25 protein-coding genes and 1 pseudogene are annotated in these 24,984 nt (G+C 54.5%); 19 read left to right on the top strand and 7 right to left on the bottom strand.

Features of this window, described 5'->3' with window-relative positions; all coding sequences use genetic code 11:
- Positions 1-51: 51 nt before the first annotated feature.
- Together CSV86_RS16885 and CSV86_RS16880 are read left to right on the top strand one after the other, a co-directional pair.
- On the top strand, positions 52-2,301 hold the full coding sequence (locus tag CSV86_RS16885; RefSeq protein WP_170394897.1) for a DUF3991 domain-containing protein: 2,250 nt from the start codon (positions 52-54) through the stop codon (positions 2,299-2,301).
- Positions 2,302-2,581: 280 nt separating this feature from the next.
- Complete coding sequence (locus CSV86_RS16880; RefSeq protein ID WP_009397328.1) at positions 2,582-2,791, top strand: hypothetical protein; 210 nt, start codon at positions 2,582-2,584, stop codon at positions 2,789-2,791.
- A 193-nt stretch (positions 2,792-2,984) separates the two neighbouring features.
- On the opposite strand, the gene CSV86_RS16875 is transcribed toward CSV86_RS16880, so the two are convergent.
- Positions 2,985-3,317 (bottom strand): hypothetical protein, encoded by a 333-nt coding sequence (locus tag CSV86_RS16875; protein ID WP_009397330.1) that lies wholly within the window; start codon positions 3,315-3,317, stop codon positions 2,985-2,987.
- Positions 3,318-3,326: 9 nt separating this feature from the next.
- On the opposite strand from CSV86_RS16875, the gene CSV86_RS16870 reads away from it, so the two are divergent.
- The 4 genes from CSV86_RS16870 (at position 3,327) to CSV86_RS16860 (ending at position 5,537) form a co-directional block, all read left to right on the top strand.
- On the top strand, positions 3,327-3,602 hold the full coding sequence (locus tag CSV86_RS16870; protein ID WP_009397331.1) for a hypothetical protein: 276 nt from the start codon (positions 3,327-3,329) through the stop codon (positions 3,600-3,602).
- Between the two features lie 510 nt (positions 3,603-4,112).
- Positions 4,113-4,241, top strand: a complete 129-nt coding sequence (locus CSV86_RS32775) for a hypothetical protein (RefSeq protein ID WP_009397333.1) — start codon at positions 4,113-4,115, stop codon at positions 4,239-4,241.
- Positions 4,242-4,254: 13 nt separating this feature from the next.
- Positions 4,255-4,878 carry a hypothetical protein gene (locus tag CSV86_RS16865; protein ID WP_009397335.1) on the top strand — a complete coding sequence of 208 codons (624 nt, stop codon included), beginning with the start codon at positions 4,255-4,257 and terminating at the stop codon, positions 4,876-4,878.
- Between the two features lie 107 nt (positions 4,879-4,985).
- Complete coding sequence (locus CSV86_RS16860; RefSeq protein ID WP_009397337.1) at positions 4,986-5,537, top strand: hypothetical protein; 552 nt, start codon at positions 4,986-4,988, stop codon at positions 5,535-5,537.
- 397 nt (positions 5,538-5,934) lie between these two features.
- Here CSV86_RS16860 and CSV86_RS16855 read toward each other — a convergent pair whose 3' ends face one another.
- Positions 5,935-6,915 carry an IS5-like element ISAch1 family transposase gene (locus tag CSV86_RS16855; RefSeq protein WP_014819624.1) on the bottom strand — a complete coding sequence of 327 codons (981 nt, stop codon included), beginning with the start codon at positions 6,913-6,915 and terminating at the stop codon, positions 5,935-5,937.
- A gap of 15 nt (positions 6,916-6,930) precedes the next feature.
- Between CSV86_RS16855 and CSV86_RS16850 the strand changes: the two genes are divergently transcribed.
- Positions 6,931-7,455: a hypothetical protein gene (locus CSV86_RS16850; protein ID WP_170394894.1), complete on the top strand. Its 525-nt coding sequence runs from the start codon at positions 6,931-6,933 to the stop codon at positions 7,453-7,455.
- Between the two features lie 571 nt (positions 7,456-8,026).
- Here the strand turns inward: CSV86_RS16850 and CSV86_RS16845 are convergent.
- Positions 8,027-9,304, bottom strand: coding sequence for an ISL3 family transposase (locus tag CSV86_RS16845; RefSeq protein ID WP_000610830.1), 1,278 nt, complete (start codon positions 9,302-9,304; stop codon positions 8,027-8,029).
- Positions 9,305-9,316: 12 nt separating this feature from the next.
- On the bottom strand, positions 9,317-10,321 hold the full coding sequence (locus CSV86_RS16840; protein WP_040363373.1) for a permease: 1,005 nt from the start codon (positions 10,319-10,321) through the stop codon (positions 9,317-9,319).
- A gap of 141 nt (positions 10,322-10,462) precedes the next feature.
- Between CSV86_RS16840 and CSV86_RS16835 the strand changes: the two genes are divergently transcribed.
- Positions 10,463-10,777, top strand: coding sequence for an ArsR/SmtB family transcription factor (locus CSV86_RS16835; RefSeq protein ID WP_000349485.1), 315 nt, complete (start codon positions 10,463-10,465; stop codon positions 10,775-10,777).
- A gap of 134 nt (positions 10,778-10,911) precedes the next feature.
- Here the strand turns inward: CSV86_RS16835 and CSV86_RS16830 are convergent, their stop codons facing one another.
- Positions 10,912-11,202: an ArsR/SmtB family transcription factor gene (locus tag CSV86_RS16830; RefSeq protein ID WP_170394890.1), complete on the bottom strand. Its 291-nt coding sequence runs from the start codon at positions 11,200-11,202 to the stop codon at positions 10,912-10,914.
- A gap of 141 nt (positions 11,203-11,343) precedes the next feature.
- On the opposite strand from CSV86_RS16830, the gene CSV86_RS16825 reads away from it, so the two are divergent.
- The 9 genes and pseudogenes from CSV86_RS16825 (at position 11,344) to CSV86_RS16785 (ending at position 23,545) form a co-directional block, all read left to right on the top strand.
- Positions 11,344-12,348 (top strand): permease, encoded by a 1,005-nt coding sequence (locus tag CSV86_RS16825; RefSeq protein ID WP_040363373.1) that lies wholly within the window; start codon positions 11,344-11,346, stop codon positions 12,346-12,348.
- Positions 12,349-12,360: 12 nt separating this feature from the next.
- Positions 12,361-13,638 carry an ISL3 family transposase gene (locus CSV86_RS16820; protein ID WP_000610830.1) on the top strand — a complete coding sequence of 426 codons (1,278 nt, stop codon included), beginning with the start codon at positions 12,361-12,363 and terminating at the stop codon, positions 13,636-13,638.
- A 107-nt stretch (positions 13,639-13,745) separates the two neighbouring features.
- Positions 13,746-14,600, top strand: coding sequence for a TnsA endonuclease N-terminal domain-containing protein (locus tag CSV86_RS16815; RefSeq protein WP_037061886.1), 855 nt, complete (start codon positions 13,746-13,748; stop codon positions 14,598-14,600).
- Positions 14,597-16,770: pseudogene (locus tag CSV86_RS16810) on the top strand (Mu transposase C-terminal domain-containing protein). Before CSV86_RS16815 ends, CSV86_RS16810 begins: the two are co-directional and overlap by 4 nt.
- Positions 16,767-18,236: an ATP-binding protein gene (locus tag CSV86_RS16805; RefSeq protein ID WP_009405347.1), complete on the top strand. Its 1,470-nt coding sequence runs from the start codon at positions 16,767-16,769 to the stop codon at positions 18,234-18,236. Before CSV86_RS16810 ends, CSV86_RS16805 begins: the two are co-directional and overlap by 4 nt.
- A gap of 15 nt (positions 18,237-18,251) precedes the next feature.
- Positions 18,252-19,943, top strand: coding sequence for a TnsD family Tn7-like transposition protein (locus CSV86_RS16800; protein ID WP_075804325.1), 1,692 nt, complete (start codon positions 18,252-18,254; stop codon positions 19,941-19,943).
- A 102-nt stretch (positions 19,944-20,045) separates the two neighbouring features.
- The gene (locus CSV86_RS16795) at positions 20,046-20,417 is read left to right on the top strand and encodes a histone-like nucleoid-structuring protein, MvaT/MvaU family (protein WP_446532474.1); all 372 of its coding nucleotides are present in this window, start codon (positions 20,046-20,048) and stop codon (positions 20,415-20,417) included.
- A 319-nt stretch (positions 20,418-20,736) separates the two neighbouring features.
- Complete coding sequence (locus tag CSV86_RS16790; protein ID WP_009405342.1) at positions 20,737-21,555, top strand: hypothetical protein; 819 nt, start codon at positions 20,737-20,739, stop codon at positions 21,553-21,555.
- Positions 21,556-21,853: 298 nt separating this feature from the next.
- Positions 21,854-23,545: a TnsD family Tn7-like transposition protein gene (locus CSV86_RS16785; protein ID WP_075804296.1), complete on the top strand. Its 1,692-nt coding sequence runs from the start codon at positions 21,854-21,856 to the stop codon at positions 23,543-23,545.
- Positions 23,546-23,596: 51 nt separating this feature from the next.
- On the opposite strand, the gene CSV86_RS32020 is transcribed toward CSV86_RS16785, so the two are convergent.
- A complete protein-coding gene (locus CSV86_RS32020; RefSeq protein WP_009405341.1) occupies positions 23,597-23,734 on the bottom strand; it encodes a hypothetical protein in 138 nt (45 codons plus the stop codon).
- Between CSV86_RS32020 and CSV86_RS16780 the strand changes: the two genes are divergently transcribed.
- Positions 23,733-24,329, top strand: a complete 597-nt coding sequence (locus CSV86_RS16780) for a TraX family protein (protein ID WP_009405340.1) — start codon at positions 23,733-23,735, stop codon at positions 24,327-24,329. The two genes, CSV86_RS32020 and CSV86_RS16780, sit on opposite strands and share 2 nt — an antisense overlap.
- Positions 24,330-24,401: 72 nt before the next feature.
- On the opposite strand, the gene CSV86_RS16775 is transcribed toward CSV86_RS16780, so the two are convergent.
- Positions 24,402-24,533, bottom strand: a complete 132-nt coding sequence (locus CSV86_RS16775) for a YHYH domain-containing protein (protein WP_095158879.1) — start codon at positions 24,531-24,533, stop codon at positions 24,402-24,404.
- Between the two features lie 202 nt (positions 24,534-24,735).
- Here CSV86_RS16775 and CSV86_RS16770 point away from each other — a divergent pair, with 202 nt between their 5' ends.
- The gene (locus tag CSV86_RS16770) at positions 24,736-24,948 is read left to right on the top strand and encodes a hypothetical protein (RefSeq protein ID WP_037061891.1); all 213 of its coding nucleotides are present in this window, start codon (positions 24,736-24,738) and stop codon (positions 24,946-24,948) included.
- Positions 24,949-24,984 lie beyond the last annotated feature (36 nt).

Below are 24,984 nucleotides of genomic sequence, written 5' to 3'. Positions count from 1 at the left end.
CTGCCCGGCGAGCGCTTCACGCTCCAAGTCGCGATTGGCGATCGCCTGCTTTTGCGAAAAACGGCCAAGGATGCCCAAAAAGAGCCCATCTATAACGGGGATCTCGGCACCGTACTGGGCATTGAGCGAATCACTCGTGAAGTCGACGGCGACCGGATCGAGGACATCCTTTTCACGATCGCACGCGACGATGGGAGGGCGATCAAGATCCAAGCCAGTGAGTATGAATCGCTGCAGTACGGTTACGCGATGACGGGCCACAAGGCGCAGGGGATGACTGTCATGCAGACCTATTATCTGCCGTCCTCCTACGCATCGCTGCAGGCTTGGTATGTCGCCTACACCAGAGGGATCCACGGGTGCAAAACGTACCTGAGTGATGCCAACTGGCTCCCATTCCGAAAGTCGACGGCGGAGTTCGTCTACAAAGAGAATGCTCTCGATCTGATGCCTCAGGCCCGGGAAGCAATTCGGGCATCCGCGCACACCGGCCAACCGTTCAAGCTGGCCCCTCAACAACTGTCTGTCCTCGATCGCCTCCAGGGTGTTTCACCACTCTTCCAGTTCCCCGGCCAGGCTACGGAAGAGCCTCAAGGAAAGCCCCGTCAGTCCGTCACGGTTCTGCCGCCGGCTCAAGCCGAGATCGACCACGCCAGGGCCTTCGGCGCTGCCGTTGTCGACTTTCGCGCCGACGAACAGACCTGGCCGCCCGCCGCTCGCCGCGTTGCTGTTATAGCTGCAGAAAACCCTGCTCTAGGTATTGAAGTTGAACCTTGGACAAACCCCGGCTCATCCGTGCCCCCAGAGCAGCGCCGTGATCTATGCGAAACGCTCCAGGGAATGAAGCCCGCCTTATTCGCCACGAAGCTGAAACTGATCAAGCCTGAGCCTCAGGAGGCCTGCTATGTCCGAATTGATCCTGCCCGACCTGCCACCCTTACCGGCCTCGGCCGCTACCCCCGCGTTGATGGACGACCTGTCGTCGCCGCCGATGGAGTTTTCCGACCCGAATCCCGAGCCGGCGCCGCAGGCCAGCGAGTCGCCGGCAGCCTCGGCCAATTTGATCGCGCCGCCGGCGCCGGTGACGCAGCAAATGAAGAAGCCTTCTCTCGCTCGCTCGGCAACATTAAGCGCCCTGCAGGGCGAGCTCCCTCAGACTGTCTGCGTACGCTGTCCACATGCGATCTGGCAGCAGGTGCCGGAAGGGGACGTGAGGGTGTATTGTCCGATAACACACTCGCTGATCGACAGCCTCTTGGTCGAGTGCGACGGCAGATTCCTGGTGCTGCTGTAGCACGCTCGATGAAATACGATAAAGCATCAGACGCCCGCGAAGTTGCCGCGATGAAGCGCGATGTTGACCTGACCGACTACGCTGTCCACCTTGGCATGGAATACGACAAGAAGGCCTCGTATAAAGGACATGCTGTTTTCCGCCACGGCTCAGGGAAGTACGACATTTACCAGGCTGCTGATGCCAATTGGGTTTGGCATGACCGGCATTCAGGGACGAGCGGTGACATCTTCAAGCTCTATCAGGAAGCTAGGGGCGGCACCTTCATCCAGGCCAAGGACGATGTTCGTGCGTTTCAGGGGGGCGTTCTACCTTCGCTGGGTAAATCGGCGGAAGAGCAGGCCCGTATTGATCTTGTACGTGAAGAGTCGCGACAGAGGAAGGAACGCGAGCGCCTAGAGACAATCGCAACCAGCACGAAAAACCACTACCGGACGTTTGGCTTCATGTCTCGTCGTGATAGCTACCTGAGCCAAGAGCGAGGGATCTCGTCCGAAGTGTTGGCCGAAACACGTTGGCGTACGAGCCGACATGGATCGGCTGTTTTTCCTCACATTGATGCGAATTCTAAGTTCTGCGGCTATGAGTACCGCGGTGCTCAGGTGATCAATGGCGAACGACGTGAGTTCAAGGGTTTTACGGCAGAAACTGAAAAAGGTATCTACCTCGCCAACCCGAAATGCGCGAATCCCACCGAAATCCGTTTCAGTGAGGGCGGCGTCGACACCTTGAGCACCTACCAGCTGGCTAGTCCAGAAGACCGAAGGCATATCCTGTTCATCGGCACTACTGGTGAGCCAGGTCCAAAAACTGAGGCGGCAATTATCGCCCTTGTCGAGCGTTACAAAATTGAACGGTTTTCGCTCGCATATGATCGCGATCAAGGCGGCGATGGCCTTACCGCGAAGCGTCACGCTCGACTCGTTGGCCAGTTCCCGGGGCACAAATCGAAGATGTTCGTGAGCGTATTGGTCTGCTGCCTGGCGAAGATCCCAACGAGGCCCTGAAGCGTATCCAAGCGGTGAGCGTCCAGCGAGAAGTGCAGAATTCTGAATCCATTGCTCCGGTAGGAGCAACAATTAGGCCGGTTACCCAGCCAGAAACCCGAGCTACCTATGATGAAGGTGAAGCGATTTATAGCCACATGAGACCGATCTAATGCTTAGGGGGCATGAGCCTTCGGTCGGTAGCTAGTGGATTCGAAGTATTCAGCTACATCAAGCATGCTGGGCATCTAGTGCAGGCGATGGTTGCCGGCATCTGGATCCCTCTTTTGGAGTTACATCAATGACTAAACGCTTGAGCTTCAGCCTTGACCTGAACGCAAATGACTTCGATGCGCTGCAGGCCGTGCTGGCAAACCCGAGGGTCGTCGCGGCGGCTGTTGCACCTGGCGATCCTTGGGAGAACGCGCGAATTGTCGATGTGTTGGTTGAAATGGCTGAGAGTGTTGCCGCTGCAATGAAGCCTGCAGTGGGCGCACAGTTGTCAGATTGAGTCGGTAACAAAACCAAGGCTGACTCATACCGTGGGACCAGTCTATGCACCGTGCATAGCTCGCCAAGCGGCTCTGACATTCTCGATCAGCGCGGGACGCAGTTATAGTAGCGGTTGGGTTCGACCTTCTCCCCCGGTGGCCCTGCAGGGCGATGTACCAGCCCGGGCCTTTGCCGATGGCGGTGTTGGAGGCTTAGATACAGCTCAGCAGCGACAGGTCGTGATCGAGGACGACCCGGTCATTGTCGGTTAGGTGCTGGGCCTGCCGGCGTTCGACGGTGTGGGTATTGCCTTTGTCGTCGGCCAGGTCGATCAGCACCGGGTTGCCGCAGGCGTTGCAGGTCCAGGTCTTGTCATTGAGGTCGGTGTGGCGGTCGAGGTCCTGCAGGTCGCAGGTGGTGCAGCGGTAGGCTTGGTCGACACCGTCTCGCCCAGCAGGACGTTGTGTACTGGGGGCTGCAAACGAGCTACTACGACAAAGCGCTGAACCGCGCAGCCTAAAGGCAAGGAAAACGGCACCGCCCAAGCCCAGCACATGCTGGGCAGCGGCAGTAGTGAAGCGCGGTTCTTGCGCTCCGGGATCAAGCAGGACGAATCCATGTCGAGAAATCATTACTACGTTTTTACCTTTTTTGAAGTACGTAATGGGCAAGCGCTTTATGCCAATGCCTATCACTGGTTGCCAGAGCAGAAAGTCACCAAGCAAGTGATCACGGCAGCTAAACGCAATGCCACGGTATCTAATACCGCCACTGTCATGAACTGCTCGTATCTCGGCTACATGACCGCCGAAGAATTCGAACGCAGCTAGTTATCGGAAAGCCCGCTCAGCTGCACCCCAAGCCCTGGCCTGTGCCGGGGCCGCGGCCGTAGAGGGAGGTGCGATTTTCGCGCCCGAGAAACTGATAGGGAATCACCTATGGAAATGAAAGGGCGCAGAAGTGGCTGGATTAGGTTGTGGATCACTGCATGCGTATTGGCGGCTTTTGCCTCTGGCTGGGTAGGCATGCTGACCAAACCCAGTGAATCAACTATGCACTGGGCTGTTGGGGTCTACAACGACCTTTCGCAGGAGCTATCGGCAGCCGAAGCGGGTATCGGTACGAGCCGATCAGTGGCGCAGGTTCAAGCGGCTATAGAGAAGCAGAGCGCCCAGATTGAGAGGCTACGCGCATATCAAGAAAAGCGCCAAAGGGAGCATGGACTAACTGTGCTTGGCGCATGGGTTGGATTGTGTTTGGTATTGGGGCTGTTGATCTTGGTGATGCGCTGGGTAATACAGGGCTTTCGTAAGCCTCACAACCTCTAGGAAATCGACGCCATGAGCCAACAACAGATTTATGCCCGCCTCGACCAGCTCGAAATGTCTCTCAACGGTAACGACACAGACGACGACACCCGTGCAGACATCCTGAACGAAATTGCGGATCTGGAAAGCCGCTTGGCCTAAGTAGGAGTTCACGATGAGCAATGTTGAGAAGGTAGTACGCATGCCGCTGTGCATCGGCCAGGAGCCTCTGGTGGGGAGCTACTACGCCGTCGAGTGCACTATCTGCGGGTGGGTTGGTAGCTCGGAAGTGCTGACCGACGATTGCCAATGCACTCAGGATGCGGGTGACCGGCTCTGCTTGGGCGATACCGATGAAATCGGCACGAAGCGCTTGCTCAAGATCGTCCAGGCTATGGATCGTCGCCATGACGAGTCGCAACAGGCTTACAACCAGCTCATTGAGCACACCAACGAAACCGAGCAGCACCTGGACAACGCGGCTGAGCTGCTGGGCGAAATCGTCCAGAGCGGCCATGCCTACCGCGTGTGCACCGACAAGAGCAGCGCGACCGGCCTGCGGGTGGCCGCCGTGCTTGAGTATGTCGCCCAGTTCCAGGCGGAGCCGCATCAGCCGGATCTGGATGAGGAAGCCCGCGATGACGATTGGCGCATGAACCCATGCCAGCAAGGGCACCGTGATGTCGGAGCATCCGGTGGCATTGCGTACTGCTGCCAGTGCGCCGAGAAGATTACTGCGGCAACCTCGCAGGCGGCTTTTGAGCAGTGGAATGCCACCCACCCGGCAGTGCTGGTTTAGGAAGGAAAAGTTGTTGATCGAGCGTTTCAGGGCATGTCCGAAGGTGCTGCAAAACGCCATCTTGCGGGCATTGAAAACAGAACACTGAATTGCAGGAAAATCCGATCATGAAAGATCAAGCGCAGTCGGGCTACAAGCCTATACAGGACGACGTGTTGAAGACACTGGGTCTTGCGATGATCGCAGGGCAGGGTGTTGAGCGCCTGTTGAGCAATTGTCTTACGTTCCCTTTGCACGGCGAGCCCCTGCAAACTGTGGAACAGGTTCAGCTCCTGCTGGAGCGATATTCGAAAGCCACTCTTGGACGGTTGCTCAAAGCATTGCGAGGGAAGGTTGATCTGCATCCCACCTTCGACGACAAGTTGGATCGCTTCCTCGAGCATCGCAACATCATTGCGCATCGGCTGCATGACGTGCCTGGCGGTTTTGACCTGCATTCCGATGAAGGACGAGGGAGGCTAAAGGTTTTCCTACTCCAGTACATGGAAGATGGTCACATCCTCAGCATGGTCCTGCTGGGCATTTTGCGGGAATGGGCGAGCCAAGAGGGAATTGATATTCCCAACGAGCACCATCTGAGCCAGCGAATGAAGGATCATCTCGACGCCAATGTCGTACCAAATTTGGAAGCCTTGATCAGATCTAAAGAGCACCACTAAGAAAAAGTCGCTGCCCTTCTGCCCACTATGGGGTTTTGGCGGTGAAAGGCTGGCAGTCCAGCAGAGCCCGGCGTTTTGAGAGTCCTGAGTCTATGCGTATTCAACAGCACCACAGAGAGCGAGCAAGAACTCTCGCACAGCATGAAATGGGGCACTATGTCCTAGCAAGAGTGATGGGCTTCCGCACTGGTGAGGTTACATTGAAATTGATTGAGGACAACGGCCACAAAGGCGGCTCAGAGATATTCTTAGGGATGGTCTGAAGTAGTCACGTATTTCTGGCTGACTTCAGCCCTGCCAATTTTAAAAGCGGCGATTCGTCTAAAAAACGATCGAATCATCCATTTTTTCTGGATTTTTAGCCGCCGCGAGCACCTCGCGCCGGCCATTTCCCACATTACAGGCGCACCTCTCCTGTATTCGCCAGTAAATGTCGGCGCGCCATCCACAGGTTCGACAGGGCGAACAGCGTCACTAACTGCGCCGTGTTCTTCACCAGCCCTCGAAAGCGAACTTTGGTGTAACCAAACTGGCGCTTGATCACCCGAAACGGGTGCTCGACCTTCGCCCGCACCTGCGCCTTGGCCTTCTCGACCTTGCGCTTGGCTTTGTAGAGCGGGCTGCTCTTGCCAAGCTTCTTGTAAGTGCTGCGGCGTGCCGCGACCTGCCAGATCACCGCCCGGCCTTCATGTTCGGAGCGCTTTTCGACGCCCGTGTAGCCGGCATCGGCGCAAACGACGTTTTCGTCGCCGTGCAGTAACTTGTCGACCTGAGTGACATCCGCCACGTTGGCTGGCGTACCGACTACGCTGTGTACCAGACCCGACTCATCATCCACTCCGATGTGGGCCTTCATGCCGAAGTAATATTGGTTACCCTTCTTGGTCTGGTGCATCTCCGGGTCGCGTTTGCCGTCCTTGTTCTTGGTCGAACTCGGCGCATTGATCAGCGTGGCATCGACGATGGTGCCTTGGCGCAGCGACAGGCCGCGATCTCCCAGGTAGCCATTGATCACGCCAAGGATACCGGCCGCCAACTCACGCTTCTCCAGCAGCCGGCGGAAATTGAGGATGGTGGTCTCGTCCGGAATGCGCTCCAGTCTCAACCCGGCGAACTGACGCAGGATGGTGGTCTCGTACAGCGCTTCCTCCATCGCCGGATCGCTGTAGCCGAACCAGTTTTGCATCAGATGTACGCGCAGCATCGCCATCAGCGGATAGGCGGGTCGGCCGCCTTCGCCCTTGGGGTAATACGGCTCGATCAAGGCAATCAAACCCTTCCATGGCACAACCCGATCCATCTCGATCAGGAACAATTCCTTGCGGGTCTGCTTGCGCTTACCGGCGTACTCGGCGTCGGCGAAGGTCATCTGCTTCATCGGAAACTCGGGCGGGTGGAGAGTCTGGGCATTTTGCCAAATCAGGAAGTCTTCTTCAGAGTTTCCTTAGACCAGCCGATCACTGATATTGAAGCACTGGCCAACTATCTAAAACGGCGAATCATTGTTTTGTTTGCGGGGGCGTTGGCTGAGACACTATCTGCCCGACATGACACCCAGAATAGAGGGGTAAATCATTCTAAGGCTTTTGAGATTTTCCACTCTCCTTTTTTGGGTGCAGTCCAAGACAATGCGAGAGTCAGCGAGGCCTTGATAGTGCTGCGTAACGTCCAGAGTCGAACCCCTTGCTCTGCACAGGAAGTGGACCTGGAAATCACAGAGATAGGCAACCGGATGTGGACCCGAGCCATCTCCCTTGTTGAGAAATTCGAAGACGTGATTGTTGGGGTAGCAGACAGACTTACTCAAGACCTTCAAGTTGTTGACCCCGTATGGAGTCAAACCATCGGTGCGTCCCTAAGCGAGGAGGACCTTGCTGGTATTCCGATACTGCAAATGTTGCCACTGCTTGATCCATAGGAAAACCGCGTAGGGACGCCGATTTCGTGTCCACGATATTGCAAAGGTGGCTTTGAATAATAAAGATTGACACAAAATAATAAAGTTTGACACAAGCTATTAAAGTTTGACACAACGCGCAAACCCCCGTATTTACGGGGTTTCCCGTTTCTGGACCACGCCATTGGTCCGGATTAGCTGCTTCGCTTTTCAGCCGGAGTAGTCTAGGTACGACCCTCTGAGCAGCTCCTCGTGGGCGGTGTTTTCCTAGAACTATTTTTTTGGGGTATCCGGAATTTCTGGTTGATAAAATGCCAAAGATGTAAAGAAGAAAATCTTTCTCAGCGGATTATCTGATTGATCCTCTTCAGCCTACTCTACTGCCAATTTTCTGTTTCCACCTTCGCCTGAGTCTTCATAGCGATGCTGACTAGGGAGGACAGCGAGAGCTGGGCAAGCGTCAAAGCGGTTCTGGTTCATGCGCAATCCGGACACCTGCACAACATTCCTCTTGTAAGAAACCGATCAAATTCTGGGTATACGGATTTAATGGTTGATGGGGCACCTTTACCCCACCAACCTGATACCATTATCAGATGGTTGATAGATCGACTCCGTAGTTGAGTTCCTCTGCGAAGTCCGGCAGTCCGTAACCGATGGTTTTCTTGTAGAAAGGAGAGACCTTCGCAGTCGGTGCCTTCTTCTTGTGCTTCGTGGTGTAGAGCATTCGTGCCCGCATCACCTCGAAGGAGTAACCGCGCCCTTCACGGTTCTTGTCCTTGGCCAGTCGGTTGATGGACTCCGTGTAAGCGTTGGTGACGGGCATGTCCGTCTCGAAGTAGGTCATGGTCTCTTCGCGCCAGTTTCCCACTGCCCTGACCAGATCGCTCCAGACTTCCTTTTGGCCCTTCGGGATGGTGGCTATCCACTCGTCCAGGGCGGCTTCTGCCTGGAGCCGTGTGGTGGCGTCCCAGATGCCGTAGAAGCGCTCCTTGTGCTCGTAGGCGGCCAGCAGTTGCGGGAACGCGCCTGTCCAGGTCTCCATGATGAGGCGCTCCCGGTCTGAGACTTCGTGAGCGCGTTTCAGCAGGATTTTCCGGTCTCCCTTGAGAGTCCGGCTCTGGGACGGTTTCAGCTCCTTTCTGAGGCCCTTGCGCACTCTCTCTAGGGCATCGTTGGCCATGCGCACCACATGGAACTTATCGACCACGATACGGGCCTGGGGCAGCACAGCCTTGACCGCTGCCCGGTAGGGGTTCCACATGTCCATGCTGACGATCTCGACCTTCTGCCGGTCTTTCAGCTTCATCAGGTAGTTGGTCACCACGTCCTGGCGGCGGGTGGCCAGCAGGTCGAGCAGGGTTCGCTCCTCAATGTTGGTCAGAATGCAGCGGTAGCGCTTGTTCAGGTATAGCTCGTCAATGCCCAGGATGCGGGGCGTCTCGAAGCGGTGCCAGCGCCCCAGGAACTCGGCGCGGGCGTTGAAGATGTCGCGCACCGTCTTCTCGTCCAGGCCGGTCTGTGCCGCCACAAAGGTGTAGGGGTGGTTGAAGGATTCCTTCTCCACGTACTCATGCAGCCGCAGTGTCATACGGAATCCGTCCACCATCTCCGGTAGCTGGGGCCTGAATGTTGTCTTGCAGGCCCGGCAGGTGTATCGGCGGCGGACCACCCAGAGAGTGACCCGCTTGCCGTGGATGGGCAGATCACGATAGGGAACGTCACGCTTGCCGAACCGCACGAACTCACCCTGCACGCCGCACCCCTCGCAGGCTACTGGTGTAGGTGCTTCAAGCCGAAAATGTATGTCTTCATTCTGCTCATCAGAATCCACCAACTGGTACCCAGGAAGGCTTAACGAATTAATCATCTCCCGCCTTGATCAGAAAAACAGGTAGGTGGCGTAACCGGCAATCATCGCCATAGCAAAAATGACTGCTAAAAACGCCGCTAAAAGCTTCAGCGTGAACAAAGAGCGCAACAGAATGAGCTCAGTCAGGCTGGCTCCGGCACTGCCGATGATCAACGCTAGCACCGTCCCGGCACCCACGCCTTTGGCCATCAGAGCCGCTGCCAGAGGTATGACGGCTTCAGCGCGAATATACAACGGCACGCCGATGACAGCGGCAACTGGAATGGCAAAGGGATTATCTGGGCCTGCATACTGCTCCAATAAGTCAGTGGGCATGAAACCATAGATCACGCTGCCAATCGCAATACCGATGAGCAGGTAAGGCAACACATCGATAAAGTCCGACCAAGCTTCCCGCCACACACCACTGTACTTCCCTTCTTTCTTAACCGTGACAGTGGGTTGACTGTCACAGCATTCGCTAGACGTAGAGACTGTTGTCTTCCTATCAGCCCCGCAAGAAGCCGTCTTCGGAGTGGTGTCGCAGCTGTTGGTGCCGCAACTCGATGCGGTCGATGTAGCACTGCACGGGCTTGCTGATGAACTACATCCACTGCTCTCTTGTGTCGCCGTCCGGCGCACATAACGCTCGAAGCCAAGCGTGTGAAGCAGCCATCCGGCACCTACCGCGACCACCAAAGCGGCGAGCACATAGATAGCAGTAAGTGTCCATCCAAACGTGGCAACCAGCAGGCCGACGACGATAGGATTCAGCAACGGAGATGAGAAAAGAAACACCATCATCGGCCCAAAACCGGCCCGTGCCCGAATCAACCCTTTCAACATGGGGATAGTCGAGCAACTACAGAAGGGCGTTATAGCTCCTAAACCAGCAGCAAGAAAATAGCCTCGCTTCCCACTGGAAGTCAGTAACGCTTCCACCTTGGATGGTGGGATGTGACGTTGAAGAACTCCGACCAGCAAGCTAATGCCAATGAATAAAACCGATAGCTCGATAGCGAGAAAGGCGAACATGCCTAGAGCGTCTTGGAGTTGAGATGACATTCAATATTACTCCTATATTTCTAGTATTGTCGAAATGATGTACGCAGCCTACTTGCGTTTATCCGACCTGTCAACTATAATTCTAGAAACATCGAATTATTGGGGCGTGCTATGGATCACGAAAAGGTTGCAGCCAGCTTAGCTGAGCTAGGGAATAGTCACCGACTGTCCGTGTTCCGCTTTCTGGTCAAAGCTGGCCATGATGGGGCTTCGGTCGGAGATATCCAGAAGGGGCTGGGTATTCCTGCTTCGACGCTATCACATCACCTTGCGCGCATGGCCAAGGTAGGGCTGATCCGGCAGGAGAAACATAGCCGCACGATTGTCTGTATACCCGAGTATGGGCACCTAGAGAATTTGATCGGTTTCTTACAAGAGGAATGTTGTGCAGGTGTCCGGATTGCGCATGAACCAGAACCGCTTTGACGCTTGCCCAGCTCTCGCTGTCCTCCCTAGTCAGCATCGCTATGAAGACTCAGGCGAAGGTGGAAACAGAAAATTGGCAGTAGAGTAGGCTGAAGAGGATCAATCAGATAATCCGCTGAGAAAGATTTTCTTCTTTACATCTTTGGCATTTTATCAACCAGAAATTCCGGATACCCCAAATTCTCTAGGTGCCCATACTCGGGTATACAGACAATCGTGCGGCTATGTTTCTCCTGCCGGATCAGCCCTACCTTGGCCATGCGCGCAAGGTGATGTGATAGCGTCGAAGCAGGAATACCCAGCCCCTTCTGGATATCTCCGACCGAAGCCCCATCATGGCCAGCTTTGACCAGAAAGCGGAACACGGACAGTCGGTGACTATTCCCTAGCTCAGCTAAGCTGGCTGCAACCTTTTCGTGATCCATAGCACGCCCCAATAATTCGATGTTTCTAGAATTATAGTTGACAGGTCGGATAAACGCAAGTAGGCTGCGTACATCATTTCGACAATACTAGAAATATAGGAGTAATATTGAATGTCATCTCAACTCCAAGACGCTCTAGGCATGTTCGCCTTTCTCGCTATCGAGCTATCGGTTTTATTCATTGGCATTAGCTTGCTGGTCGGAGTTCTTCAACGTCACATCCCACCATCCAAGGTGGAAGCGTTACTGACTTCCAGTGGGAAGCGAGGCTATTTTCTTGCTGCTGGTTTAGGAGCTATAACGCCCTTCTGTAGTTGCTCGACTATCCCCATGTTGAAAGGGTTGATTCGGGCACGGGCCGGTTTTGGGCCGATGATGGTGTTTCTTTTCTCATCTCCGTTGCTGAATCCTATCGTCGTCGGCCTGCTGGTTGCCACGTTTGGATGGACACTTACTGCTATCTATGTGCTCGCCGCTTTGGTGGTCGCGGTAGGTGCCGGATGGCTGCTTCACACGCTTGGCTTCGAGCGTTATGTGCGCCGGACGGCGACACAAGAGAGCAGTGGATGTAGTTCATCAGCAAGCCCGTGCAGTGCTACATCGACCGCATCGAGTTGCGGCACCAACAGCTGCGACACCACTCCGAAGACGGCTTCTTGCGGGGCTGATAGGAAGACAACAGTCTCTACGTCTAGCGAATGCTGTGACAGTCAACCCACTGTCACGGTTAAGAAAGAAGGGAAGTACAGTGGTGTGTGGCGGGAAGCTTGGTCGGACTTTATCGATGTGTTGCCTTACCTGCTCATCGGTATTGCGATTGGCAGCGTGATCTATGGTTTCATGCCCACTGACTTATTGGAGCAGTATGCAGGCCCAGATAATCCCTTTGCCATTCCAGTTGCCGCTGTCATCGGCGTGCCGTTGTATATTCGCGCTGAAGCCGTCATACCTCTGGCAGCGGCTCTGATGGCCAAAGGCGTGGGTGCCGGGACGGTGCTAGCGTTGATCATCGGCAGTGCCGGAGCCAGCCTGACTGAGCTCATTCTGTTGCGCTCTTTGTTCACGCTGAAGCTTTTAGCGGCGTTTTTAGCAGTCATTTTTGCTATGGCGATGATTGCCGGTTACGCCACCTACCTGTTTTTCTGATCAAGGCGGGAGATGATTAATTCGTTAAGCCTTCCTGGGTACCAGTTGGTGGATTCTGATGAGCAGAATGAAGACATACATTTTCGGCTTGAAGCACCTACACCAGTAGCCTGCGAGGGGTGCGGCGTGCAGGGTGAGTTCGTGCGGTTCGGCAAGCGTGACGTTCCCTATCGTGATCTGCCCATCCACGGCAAGCGGGTCACTCTCTGGGTGGTCCGCCGCCGATACACCTGCCGGGCCTGCAAGACAACATTCAGGCCCCAGCTACCGGAGATGGTGGACGGATTCCGTATGACACTGCGGCTGCATGAGTACGTGGAGAAGGAATCCTTCAACCACCCCTACACCTTTGTGGCGGCACAGACCGGCCTGGACGAGAAGACGGTGCGCGACATCTTCAACGCCCGCGCCGAGTTCCTGGGGCGCTGGCACCGCTTCGAGACGCCCCGCATCCTGGGCATTGACGAGCTATACCTGAACAAGCGCTACCGCTGCATTCTGACCAACATTGAGGAGCGAACCCTGCTCGACCTGCTGGCCACCCGCCGCCAGGACGTGGTGACCAACTACCTGATGAAGCTGAAAGACCGGCAGAAGGTCGAGATCGTCAGCATGGACATGTGGAACCCCTACCGGGCAGCGGTCAAGGCTGTGCTGCCCCAGGCCCGTATCGTGGTCGATAAGTTCCATGTGGTGCGCATGGCCAACGATGCCCTAGAGAGAGTGCGCAAGGGCCTCAGAAAGGAGCTGAAACCGTCCCAGAGCCGGACTCTCAAGGGAGACCGGAAAATCCTGCTGAAACGCGCTCACGAAGTCTCAGACCGGGAGCGCCTCATCATGGAGACCTGGACAGGCGCGTTCCCGCAACTGCTGGCCGCCTACGAGCACAAGGAGCGCTTCTACGGCATCTGGGACGCCACCACACGGCTCCAGGCAGAAGCCGCCCTGGACGAGTGGATAGCCACCATCCCGAAGGGCCAAAAGGAAGTCTGGAGCGATCTGGTCAGGGCAGTGGGAAACTGGCGCGAAGAGACCATGACCTACTTCGAGACGGACATGCCCGTCACCAACGCTTACACGGAGTCCATCAACCGACTGGCCAAGGACAAGAACCGTGAAGGGCGCGGTTACTCCTTCGAGGTGATGCGGGCACGAATGCTCTACACCACGAAGCACAAGAAGAAGGCACCGACTGCGAAGGTCTCTCCTTTCTACAAGAAAACCATCGGTTACGGACTGCCGGACTTCGCAGAGGAACTCAACTACGGAGTCGATCTATCAACCATCTGATAATGGTATCAGGTTGGTGGGGTAAAGGTGCCCCATCAACCATTAAATCCGTATACCCTTTTTTTGAATGTGAGGTACAGCGCTTCGTTTGGTCTGAGGAGGCAGTGTTGCGCGGTCGTAGGTTTGCTTCGAAGCAGGATATTGAACGGCACATTGCCAACGGATTTGGTGCCGGAGCCGGAGCCAGTTACGTGCCCTGGTTGCGTGTACAGGACGTCCCGTCGCGGGGGCGGTCTCACAAAATCCAAGGCGTGAAAATCGATCGTATACATCACTTTTTGTCCGATCTCGAACGCGCCTTTTTCCTGGTTTGCGAATTCTCTGAAGACGTCGTGGACATCCGTGAGCAGTATCCGCTGCTCCAGGTGGAAAGCACCCAAGCAATTGCCCGGGCAATTGGTGTCCGATATCCGAGATACAAAGGAACCACCCTCCCGCTAGTCATGACGACAGACTTCCTTTTGACCGTGAAGCAGCCGAATGGGGATTTCAGGTCCGTCGCAAGGACAATCAAGTATCAGCAAGATCTCGTCGGGGAGGACTCTGTCCGGACATTGGAGAAATTGGAGATTGAGAGACGATTCTGGATGAGCCAGGACGTGGACTGGAGCATTGTCACCGAGGAGTTGTTCACACCTAATCTGATTAAGAATCTCGGGCTGTTGAGACAATATGCACGGCTACCCCGGCCTCTGATGAGTTCATCTCTGCACTCCGATTTTCTCGAAATCCTTGAGGCTAGTAAGGCTTACCCTTGGTCGACATCTGAGTCTTTGCGAAAAATCGCAACCCGTTTGTCTATACCGTATACCGAGGCGCGGGACATGTTCTTCCATCTTATCTGGAGCAAGATGATTCAGGTCGATTTGAGCAGCGCTCCGCTTCACCTCAAATCGCCGTTACCAGATCTCAAGGTAGTTTATCCCGCCGAGATGACCTCATTCATTGAGAAATTATCATGAATATTTCAGTGAATGAGGTGTTTGAACCTGTAACGGAACACTCTGTGATCTCGTCCATGGTTAGAGTTCTTCACCTCATTGAGGCTCAGGACGCCGTAATGGTGATAGCTCTGACCGAGCCGCCAGGTAAACCTTATCCTTTGGGCCTTGAGGAGCTCAGGCTGTCGTTAGAGTCTGGCGACACCAAGCCGGTAGTGACTGCCGTGCCTGAGTTTCTGCTCGTTCTGGAGGATGACCTCGATGACAGCACTAAGCGTGATCGAGATGAGAAGTGGGCAATTATCGAGCCTCTCCTAGACCCGGCTTATCCAGGACAGATTTTCGTGCAGGGCGAGATGGGCCGGCTGGTTGGGAACAGGGCCGCTGAGCTGGGTATCCAGCGAAAGACCATTTACCGCTTACTGTATCGATACTGGTTTTATGGTCAGGTAAGAAATGCGTTTCTTAAGAACTATTCGGCTGTAGGAGTGGCGAACAGAAACTACTCGCCTGGCGTACGACCAGGACGGAAACCAAAATTTCAGGGGGTACTTGTATCCCCTTGTAAATTGCTCAGTGCTATTGATAAGCGATGCATAAAAGTAAAAGTAGGTTATGCGCTTTATGCAAAAAATAAAACATCATCTCTTCGTATTGCTTACGACAAGATGCTTAAGAAATTTTATTCTGTAAAGGATCTTTCGAAAAACTCGGAAAATCGGGTACGACTTCTTCCGGAATCGGAAATTCCAACATTCACTCAGTTCGACTACTGGGGAAAGCAGTTTTTTGATGAAATTGAAACTGATCGTGGGCGTAAAGGGTTGACGAAGTGGCTTAAGGATTGCCGCCCAATCGCAGGCACTGTTCGCGATTGGCTTCGTGGCCCGTGCCACCAGTTTGAGATCGACGCGACGATTGCGGACATCTACCTGGTTAACAGCTACTCGCGGCGGATGACTATCGGTCGTCCGGTGGTATACGTCGTTGTGGACAGCTTCTCGGGAATGATTGTTGGTCTCTATGTCGGCCTGGAGGGGCCTAGCTGGAACGGCGCTCGGCAGGCATTGTTCAACGCCTTTACCTCCAAGGTGGAGTTCTGTGCGAAGAACGGTGTCGAGATCGCCCCGGTGATTGGGACTGTCATCATTTGCCACATCAGATCTACGCCGACCGGGGCGAGATGCTGTCCCTTGCAGCAGAAGGGCTGGCAAGCGGCTTGGGCATCGAGATGGGTACGGCACCTCCGTACAGACCAGATTGGAAGCCCATGGTCGAAAGTCGATTCGGTATCCTCAATGATCTAACCGATATCAGGTGGCTTCCAGGCGGCGTTGCCGCACGAGATAAAGAGCGGGGCGAGCGGGACTGTCGACTCGATGCCACGCTGAACCTGAAGGAATTTACCCAGATCGTCATTGAGTCCGTTCTTCATTACAACCGTTTTCATCGGCAGCCGGATCGCCTCACACAGGCGATGATGAACGATGGCGTCGAGCCTACTCCGACGGGCATATGGACCTGGGCTTTGGAGAATGACCTGATTCACGCCAATAACCGGCCTGACGAATTGATCTATCTCCACCTGCTGCCTCGCGAACGAGCCACCGTGCAAAAGGGCGGCATGCTCTTTCGCGGAATGCACTATGTTTGCGAGCTCGCCATCAAAGAGAACTGGTTTGCCAAGGCTCGACGTAATGGTGTCTGGTCGATTGACTGTCGGTTTGATCCGAATTCCGCGGCGCATATCTGGATTCAGGGTGAGAACAAGCAGTTCGTCCGCTGTGACCTTCGAGGCTCGGACTTCAAGTACGCCGACTACCGTTCGGATGAAATCTACGATCTTTTGGAAGCGTATCGACAGTTGCCCCCATCTCATAAACGCGCGGAGCTGGAGAGCCGTGTGAGCTTGGTCGACACGGTCGAACAAATCATCAGCAATGCGCGGGCCGAGCGAAAGGATGAACCAGCTGCCAGCACCAAGGCTGAGGCGGTGGGTAATATCCGCCAAAACCGGTCCGAGGAACGGGAGCGTGAGCGCGAGAATGCGTTTGTTCCTGATGGCGTCCGTGCCGAGCCTGCAAAACCCGCTGCCGACACACCTTTAATTACGCATGATTCGTATGCGGGACCTCGCCGCGCGCAGGTGATCGATCTCCTTAAAAGAACGCGGCCGGGGAAAACTCAATGAAAGGCGCACAAATTTTTGCGAGCTATACCAAACAAGCGATCGCTGAGTACGCGGGAAACCCCTTGATCGAAGCTCTGCCGCCGATTCTTGTTGATACGGATGCTATCGATTTGATATCGAATTTCCCCGAGCCAGTTACACCCGCAGAGCTTGATCTCGACGGTGCAACACGGGTTCACTGCATCGAGCGCTTGAGGACAGTCGTTCAACCTTTCCTGCTGCATTTGGAGCTGGAGTCCATGATTTCCCTGCTGATCCGCCGGGGATACGTTGGACGCAACCCAACCTCACCTACCACGGTAAGGCATCTACATTCCCTGTCAGGGGCCCAGCGTTACCATGACTCATTCAAGTCGACCGCTGACTCGTTCAGTGTTGTAGGCTTGAGTGGAATTGGGAAGTCCACTGCTCTGCACGCCATTTTGAGCCTTTATCCACAGACGATTCGGCATGAGCGTTTTGAGGGCAAGCAGTTCGTCCAAACACAAATCACGTGGCTCAAGCTGGATTGTCCGCGAGATGGCTCGCTTGCTGGATTTTGCCGACAGTTTTTCCATGCCGTTGGTAAGGCACTGGGAGATGCGGATTATCACAAGCGACATCGGTACAGGAACATCGACGATGCGCTGCAGCAGATGGAGCAGGTCGCCAGCACGTTCTACATTGGTGCTTTGCTTATTGATGAGCTTCAGAACCTTCACTTGGCGAAGACGGGTGGGAAGGACAGCATGCTCAACTTCTTCCTCCACCTCGTAAACAATATCGGAATTCCTGTCGTGTTCATCGGTACGAATTCGATGATCAGCCTGTTCTCTGACGTTATGCGTGTTGCACGGCGCAGTTGCGGTGGCGGTATGGTCGAATTCAAGCGATTCGAGAAAGATGATGAAGAGTGGCAGTTTCTGGTTCAGAACCTCTGGAGTTATCAATGGTGCAAGCAGCAGGCTGAACTCACTCCCAAAATTTTCGACGCGCTGTACGAGCACACCCAAGGCGTAACGGACTTTTTGGTTAAGATTTTGGTACTTAGCCAGCGATATGCTATTCAGAGCGGTGTTGAGTGTCTGACTGCCGAGATAATTACCCAGGTCAGTAATGCCAAGATGCAGATTCTCAAACCGGCTATCTCGGCTTTACGCAGCCGCAACCCTGCACGTATGCGGCAGTTCGACGACTTGCTTCCTATCGAGGAGCAGCTGATAGCCATGATGGCGTTTGACGGACTCCCTCGCTCAGAGCGTATTGCATTGCTGCGTGGTGTGACGCCGCACTCTAAGCCGGAGACCCAGGCTCCCACAGCTGTAGAGAGTAAGCCTACAGCTCCTACCGCGCCCGCAGCTGTTGCTGTGGAATCATCGGAGGCAAAGGCCTTGAGTCAACAGCCTGACACCCTGGCAGCGCTGAAGTCAGCTGGTTGGATCTCTACGGACCTCTTTGAGTTTTCACCAAGCTACCGTAAATCATGATTCGAGGGTATGGAGATGGGGCTCAAATTCCATTTCTTCCCAGCAGCTTTTCTCGACGAGACACTTCACAGTGTCCTCTCTCGATACGCCCGGCTTTGTGGAGGTAGCCGTAAAGCTGCCTTCGCTGGCGAGCTCGCCGCGGCCTCGTTTACGCAGAACGTGGCGTTTCCGAGTCGGTTGGCTGATTTGGCCGAGTTACTTCCCCACGGCACTGATCTCTCCGTTGCTCGAATCATCGAGCTGCATACCGTGTTGCCTTACTACGCACCCTTCCTCACCCATGACCAAATGCAGCACGCTCAGGGCGTGATGGCGGTAGATGGTAAAGGACTGATGCTGAAATTGGGCATCAATGCCAGTCGGATCGAGGGCGCTTCGAGAGTGCGGTTTTGTCCCCTGTGTATCGACGAAGATATCGCTCGGGATGGGGCGGCCTACTGGCATCGAACCCACCAACTACCCGGTGTTTTGGTATGTCCCGACCATTGCCAGTTGCTAAAGGTAGTGGATCACGGCTGGCATAGCCGAAACTCACGACAGCTCAATCTTCCAGACGATGACGAAGTACAAGGCCATTCAGTCCAACTGGAGGTTGCCCAAGAGTACGTCCCCAGGTTGCACCAGGTCGCATTGAACTCACAGCAATTGCTCCGTTCACGTCTAGGTCCGCTAGCCGCTACTGTAGTGCAATCCTTTCTCCTGCAAGGCGCTGCAGCTCTTGATCTGGCTTGCGGTGAAGCGCATCGGTTGGATCTGTGCCGTTTGGCTGCGCATATGAACAGTTTTTTCAACGAACTCCCGGTCGCAGGGGAGTATTCGATTCTTCGTGAGGCCTCTCCAGGACTGCCTGCGACTTGGGTTACCAAGCTGCTTCGAAGGCCCAGAGGCACCCACCATCCTCTCAAGTACATCTTGCTGGCCAGCGCTTTGAAAGTTGAACTGGCAAGCATCCCACACACTGGGGAGCTGCTATTGCCCAGGGAGGGGAGAGCACTGCCAATTGAGGTCCGCTCATCACACCTGAGGGTGGCGAGTCCCAGAGTTGAAGAGCTGGATGGTCTGCCAGCGGCAGTTTGGAAGCTAGCGCTTTCCGGACACGATGCATTGAGGATCGCCGACTCGCTGAATGTGTCCGTGGTTTACGTTTATCGGGCCATCCGCGCCGTGGAAGGTGGTCCGAGCGCCTGGCGAGAAGCGAGATTTTTAAACGAGCGCCGGCAGCGGCGAACAGCCTTTGAGGAGGCTCATCGTCGGCTCCAGGCTCGCGAATGTCGTGATTATGCGTGGCTCTATCGATGCGATCGCGCATGGCTTACGGACTGCATCGCGGAGCATCGCAATGCCCACGGAGGCCGGGCGCATAGTGCCGGCGTATTCGTTGTCCTCGACGCGGAACTTGCTGAGCAGATCAGAAGTTGTGCTCAGAGGCTTCGAGCAGTATCTGGAAAACCCGTTCGAGTATCGCGTACCAGGATTGGTAGGGAGCTCAACGCACTGTCGCGGTTCGAGAAGCAACTCGCCAAACTCCCACTCTGTGCGGGAGCATTGGAGCAGGAATGCGAGTCTGCTGAGCAGTTTCATCGTCGGCGTCTGCAATGGGCTCAGGAGAAACTGTTGTCGGAGCAACGAAGCGTGACTCAATCGTCGTTGTACCGCACTGCCTGCATAAGGCCGAGGGTGTCGTCCAAGAAGGGTAAAGGCTTTTAGCCGGCAGGTACCGCGCGAGCTTCAAGCTGACGGGCTCGGCCCACCTGTCCACCTGATCCATAGTGTTACGATGTCAGCCAATCCCAAAAATGGAGTCATCAAATGTCGCGCTTGGCGGAGTTTCGTCAACTTGAACAACAGCTTGCAGCTCAGCTGGCTGAACTAGAAGCATTGAAAAACGATGAGGGCCTTAAACGCGAGATCGAGTTTGAGACAAAGCTTCGAGCCCTTCTGGCCGAACATGGCTTTGGCCTGCCGCAGGTGATTGAGTTGCTGGATCCGAAAGCCACGATCGTACGCCCTGTCAGGGAGCCCAAGATTAGAGCGGAGCGTAAGCAGCGCGCGCTGAAGGTCTACCTCAATCCTCACAGTGGTGAGGTCATCGAGACAAAAGGGGTAACCACAAGCGCCTCCAGTACTGGAAGTCAGAACACGGCGCTGACACGGTCGAGTCGTGGCTTCAGCGATGAATGAAAGGAGACTGATCCTTGATTGGTCTCCTCCCCCCGATTTGGGCTCTGAATCTGAACTCAAATGAACTATAAATTTTTCCTGAAAGCCACGTATTACATGGGCTAGAGAAGGAAAATCGGTATGCCTCCATCTAGATAAGGCGGCGCGAGATCTTCACAGTTGAGCCTTGATCAGTTTTCGGAGCTGCAACAGTGAAAAACCTACTTAGTTTTTTTGAGAAAGCGCTTTCCTCCAATCCAGTTAATCTTGCGTTATTTTGCTTAATGATCAGCCTTGCGCTGATGTTCTATGTTGTCTGGCTTGCATGGGGGAAGGCGTGATGGCGGCCAAGAGTGAGTGGGCGAAGCTGCCGATCAGATGGATCCACGAGGGAGCTCTTGTAGACTTCCGCGGCCGATCAACCAGGCCAAGCAGCCGATTGTTTTTGCACCTTGTGCAGCCAGAGGTCGATGCTCCTGCACTGCGCAACGAGAGCCTGGCAGCGCTCAAGCTCTTTCTGGTGCTGTGCTGCCGCGCGGACTTCTCCACAGGAATGGCCAAGGTCACCTATACGGAGTTGTGCAAGCTTGGTGTGATGTCTAGAGCGGTGGTAGCGCGGTCCCTTCTCAGACTCGAAAATGCCGGATTGATCGCTCGCGAGACGCGCGCCCTCAAGAGTGGGTCCTTGATCAAAATCGAGAAATGGAATGATGACTACGGTTGGGGGAAAATCCCGAAGCTGTGGCTATACGACGGCAACCTCGGACGTATGCTGCGTTTGAGCGAATTCAACTTTACGCAGCTGTCATTTCACGCCATGAAGATCTATCTGGCGATCTTGGCATTCCGAGATCGCCGCGGAATAGCGACCATCAGCTACGACCGTCTGGCGAGCTACACAGGGGTTCCCAGACATCACATCGCCGATACGATCACGCAGCTGTATGCCATGGAGCTGGTCTCGTTCCGCCCTGGTGAGTTTCACAACGAGCATCAATTTGACCGGACGAACCGATATTTAGTGCGAGGTTTCGATACGCGGTGGCCGGCGCTCGAAGAGGAGGACAAGCCGCCTGTCCGAAGCGCCGCTGCGCCTCAGCGCCCTTCCCAGGAGAATGTTGCCTCTGCCTTGGAATTCGTAAAGCCGAGCGAAAACTGAGTTTGTGGGTGGTGGTCAGCTCGCCATGTGATGCACACATTTTTTCAAGAAAGTGTTAAAGAATTTGAGAGTGGCACTGCCCTCAACCCCCCGAAAATCATGGCGCGCACTTGATATTTGCCGAGCAGATGCACACAGCCATATTGGCAAAAAAGTGTTGAAAGTATACTGGCTATGCGCCATCACACTTTTGTAAATTTCTAAAAGTCCTGACCCTGATACAGGGTTTGGTGTGATACAAGTGTACCGATCACGGAATGAGTGTTCTTCCCGAACCTAATTTGTAAGTCGGTAACCGATGTCTGATCTTCTATTTTTTCCCATGACTATGCCGGGCGAGATGCTGCACTCTCGTATAACTCGCTATCACTTCCTTTCAGGTAACAAAACCGTTGGGGAAACTTTTCGTGACCTTTTTGGCTCGGACGTTTTCTCCATAGGTACGCTACCCAAGCGGCTAGAGGTGCTCGCTGCCAGGCTACCTGGCGATGCAGAGGCCAACCTCGAGGAGCTGATTTCCACGAACACCACTTTCCCTTTGTACAGACCTTTTCTAGGCATCGCTCAAGAGGGGAATGATGGGGCGACAGGGCTCAGTTTTTGCCGGGTTGCGCGTGTTCCCCGTCGCGAAGGATCCGTCCACGGCAAGGCTAAACTGTGCCCCAGCTGTGTGCAGCAGGATCTACTTGAACTGGGTTATGCCTATTGGCACCGGTCCCACCATATACCGGGTGTCTCCGTCTGTTGGCGTCACGGTGACTTACTGATGCATGTTTGTCCCGAATGCACCCATCCGTTCTTCCGAAAGCTTCGGTTGCTTCCGAGTCTTACCGAGCCTTGCGCATGCGGTTGGAGTGCTCTCTCTCCAGCGGCGGCAAAGAAGGGAAGTCATCTTCAACAGAAGTTCGCGGAGTTCGCACACGAACTGCTTCAGCGAAATATACAGACGATGAGTAGTGAGGCCTTGTGTTCTTGCTATCTGCGCCAATGCAGAAAGCGCGGGTTTATACACGGTAGATTTACAGGCACTTCAAAGCTATTCGACAGTATCCAATCTAAATATGGTGATGAATCTCTATCGGAAATGGACAAAGCCTATGGAGCAGGTAAGCGTTCGCAGTGGCTTAGGTTTACTTCTCATCGAGGTCAGATGGATATGCCGCTCGCGCGTCATCTAATTATTGCGCTACATCTTTTTGGAACAGTAGATGAATTTGAGAGCGCATTGAGGCAAGAACTAATTCTTCAAAGTATTTCAGGTGCAAGATCTCGTTCGAACTTGGAAAAGCCAAAAGTCGGTAAAAAAGAACAGTGTCGGCAAAAAATCGAGACGATTCTAGCAGCACGAACAGATGTCAGTCTGGAGTATCTTTGGAGAAAGGCTTACCAAGCCACACGGTGGCTTAACGAAAACGATAACACCTGGCTGATGGCGAAGCTTAGTGGATCGAAGCCCGAATCGCTTAAGGTCGAGGACGTCAGCGATAAGCGAGACAGCGCGTTCGCCGCCATTCTGAAAGCGAAGGTTGAGGATCTTTACCTGATTTCTAAAGAACAGAAACGGGTGAACCTCGCCAATCTGCAAAAACTACTTCCTGTTCGCCTGCCTCCGAGTCCATCAGTACGTAAGAGCAGATTCCCGCTCACCGTGCAGCAGATTGAACTTCATTTGGAGTCTGTTTGGCATTTTCGACTGAGAAGGTTGATTTGTGCGATTGCGGATATGACAAGACTAAAGCTGCCACTTAACACCGGCGGTCTAAATTTGGTATCCACGGTACCTAATCCGGTCTTCTCTGTTCTTGTCAGTTTTTTTGAGTGGGATTTAGACAGCTTTTCCAGGAACGGTGTTGACCCCGAAGCACTTCTCAAATCAACCGGTGTTCTTAGGGATTGGCAGGGGCCCCCAGGATTCGACTTTTTGCTTGGGGGGAACGCGTACTATCGCAGAAAGTCATCAAGCGGGCCCTCAAGCAACGTGCTGAGCTAACAGTGGAGCAGAGTAATCGCTGCCGTCACCGCGATCATCGCGGAAGGCCAATCAAATGCCCCCACTGAAGCTCTGTGGCCAAAGCACGTGAGAGCCGAAGAACATGGCGAGGATGATGGCGTCCACCAGCACGATCAGCGGGAACGGCACGTTGAGGGCGAAGATCACCACGAACGAGGCGCCGGCCATGGCCCACAGCCAGCCATTCTTCAGGGCTCGCGAGCCGAGATTGTCTTTTCCCCAGTTCTGTCTGGCAGTCGTGATCAACGTTTTACGCAATCAGCCAGGTGAGTTATTCACTCAGAGCAATGGTCGGTACCTCGCATTTTTGGTGCTGTTCGCTGCTCTTTCTGAAGTCCCTTACCGGATGGTCAGCACCTCGGGCACCTTCAATGTCCTGGTCACGTTGGCGCTAGGGCTTCTGGTCGCTTGGAGAGTTCAGCACCGGACGCTCGAAAGCCTAGTAATGGCTGGCGGTGCAATTCTGGTGGGTTATCTGCTGAGCGAGCCGCTGATGTACTGCTTCTACGGGGTGTTCGTGCCGGCGGCTCTGGTGCTTGCCATCAAACGCCCCGAACTAATCGTCAACTCTCGTACTGGCCTATTCGAACAGGCGGCGCAGCTTGAGCCGTTCGCTGTTCTGGCGCTGCTGATCGCGGCTTTGGCTCCTTTGCTCGGTTTGGTTCTGTTCTGGGCCCGGCTGCCATTCAAGATCTTGCCAGTCACACAGTGGAGCTATTGGTTCTACCCGTCAGGGCTTCTGGGAATTCACAACCTGCTTTAGCTGCGGGCTTTGCTTTAACGCTGGCATCCCCTGGGTCAAGAACGCCAGCGCTGAAAGAGCCCACGCACTGCCTTAATGGCAGTGGCGCTCGCCCGTTTTGTGATTGGTGTGGCAACCCTTGGAGTCAGTACCACCGCTGTGTGCGAAGGCGGCTATCGAGGAGAACGAAAGGACGGCAGCAATCACGAGGGAAACGATTTTCATCAGGCTACTCCATGCTCAGCGTTGTAGTGGCAAATTGCCTTGGCGAGCATATGGCCAAGTGCCTCCCGTTAACAATCCTAATTGCCGCGAAGCCGATGAAAGGAATGACTGGTATGGGTCGTTAGCTGTCGTTCATGACGGGTATCTAACGGAGTGATCTGCTATGCGTCCTATACTCCCGTTGGCAAAACCGGAGGACGGCATGGACGATTTACGGAAAAAGATAGAGGCGGGTGAGCCACTGATGCAGCAGGCCATTGAGGCATTGCGAAGGTACCACGAAGCCAAAGCTGCGGGGCGCCCATCCGATGAGACCGAGCACCTGAGAATTCTGGCGGAGTCGTTACTTGAGGCCGTTTCGGAGTACCAACTTCAAGTATTTGGAGGCCCAACTAGTGTGGTGTTTCACAAGTAACACTCATATTTTGGTCTAGGCTTTTCAGCATCAGAA

This window comes from Pseudomonas bharatica CSV86 (genome assembly GCF_000319305.2).
Lineage (GTDB): Bacteria > Pseudomonadota > Gammaproteobacteria > Pseudomonadales > Pseudomonadaceae > Aquipseudomonas > Aquipseudomonas bharatica.
Note: the sequence above shows the minus strand (reverse complement) of the source record. Positions and strands in the feature narration are given on the sequence as shown.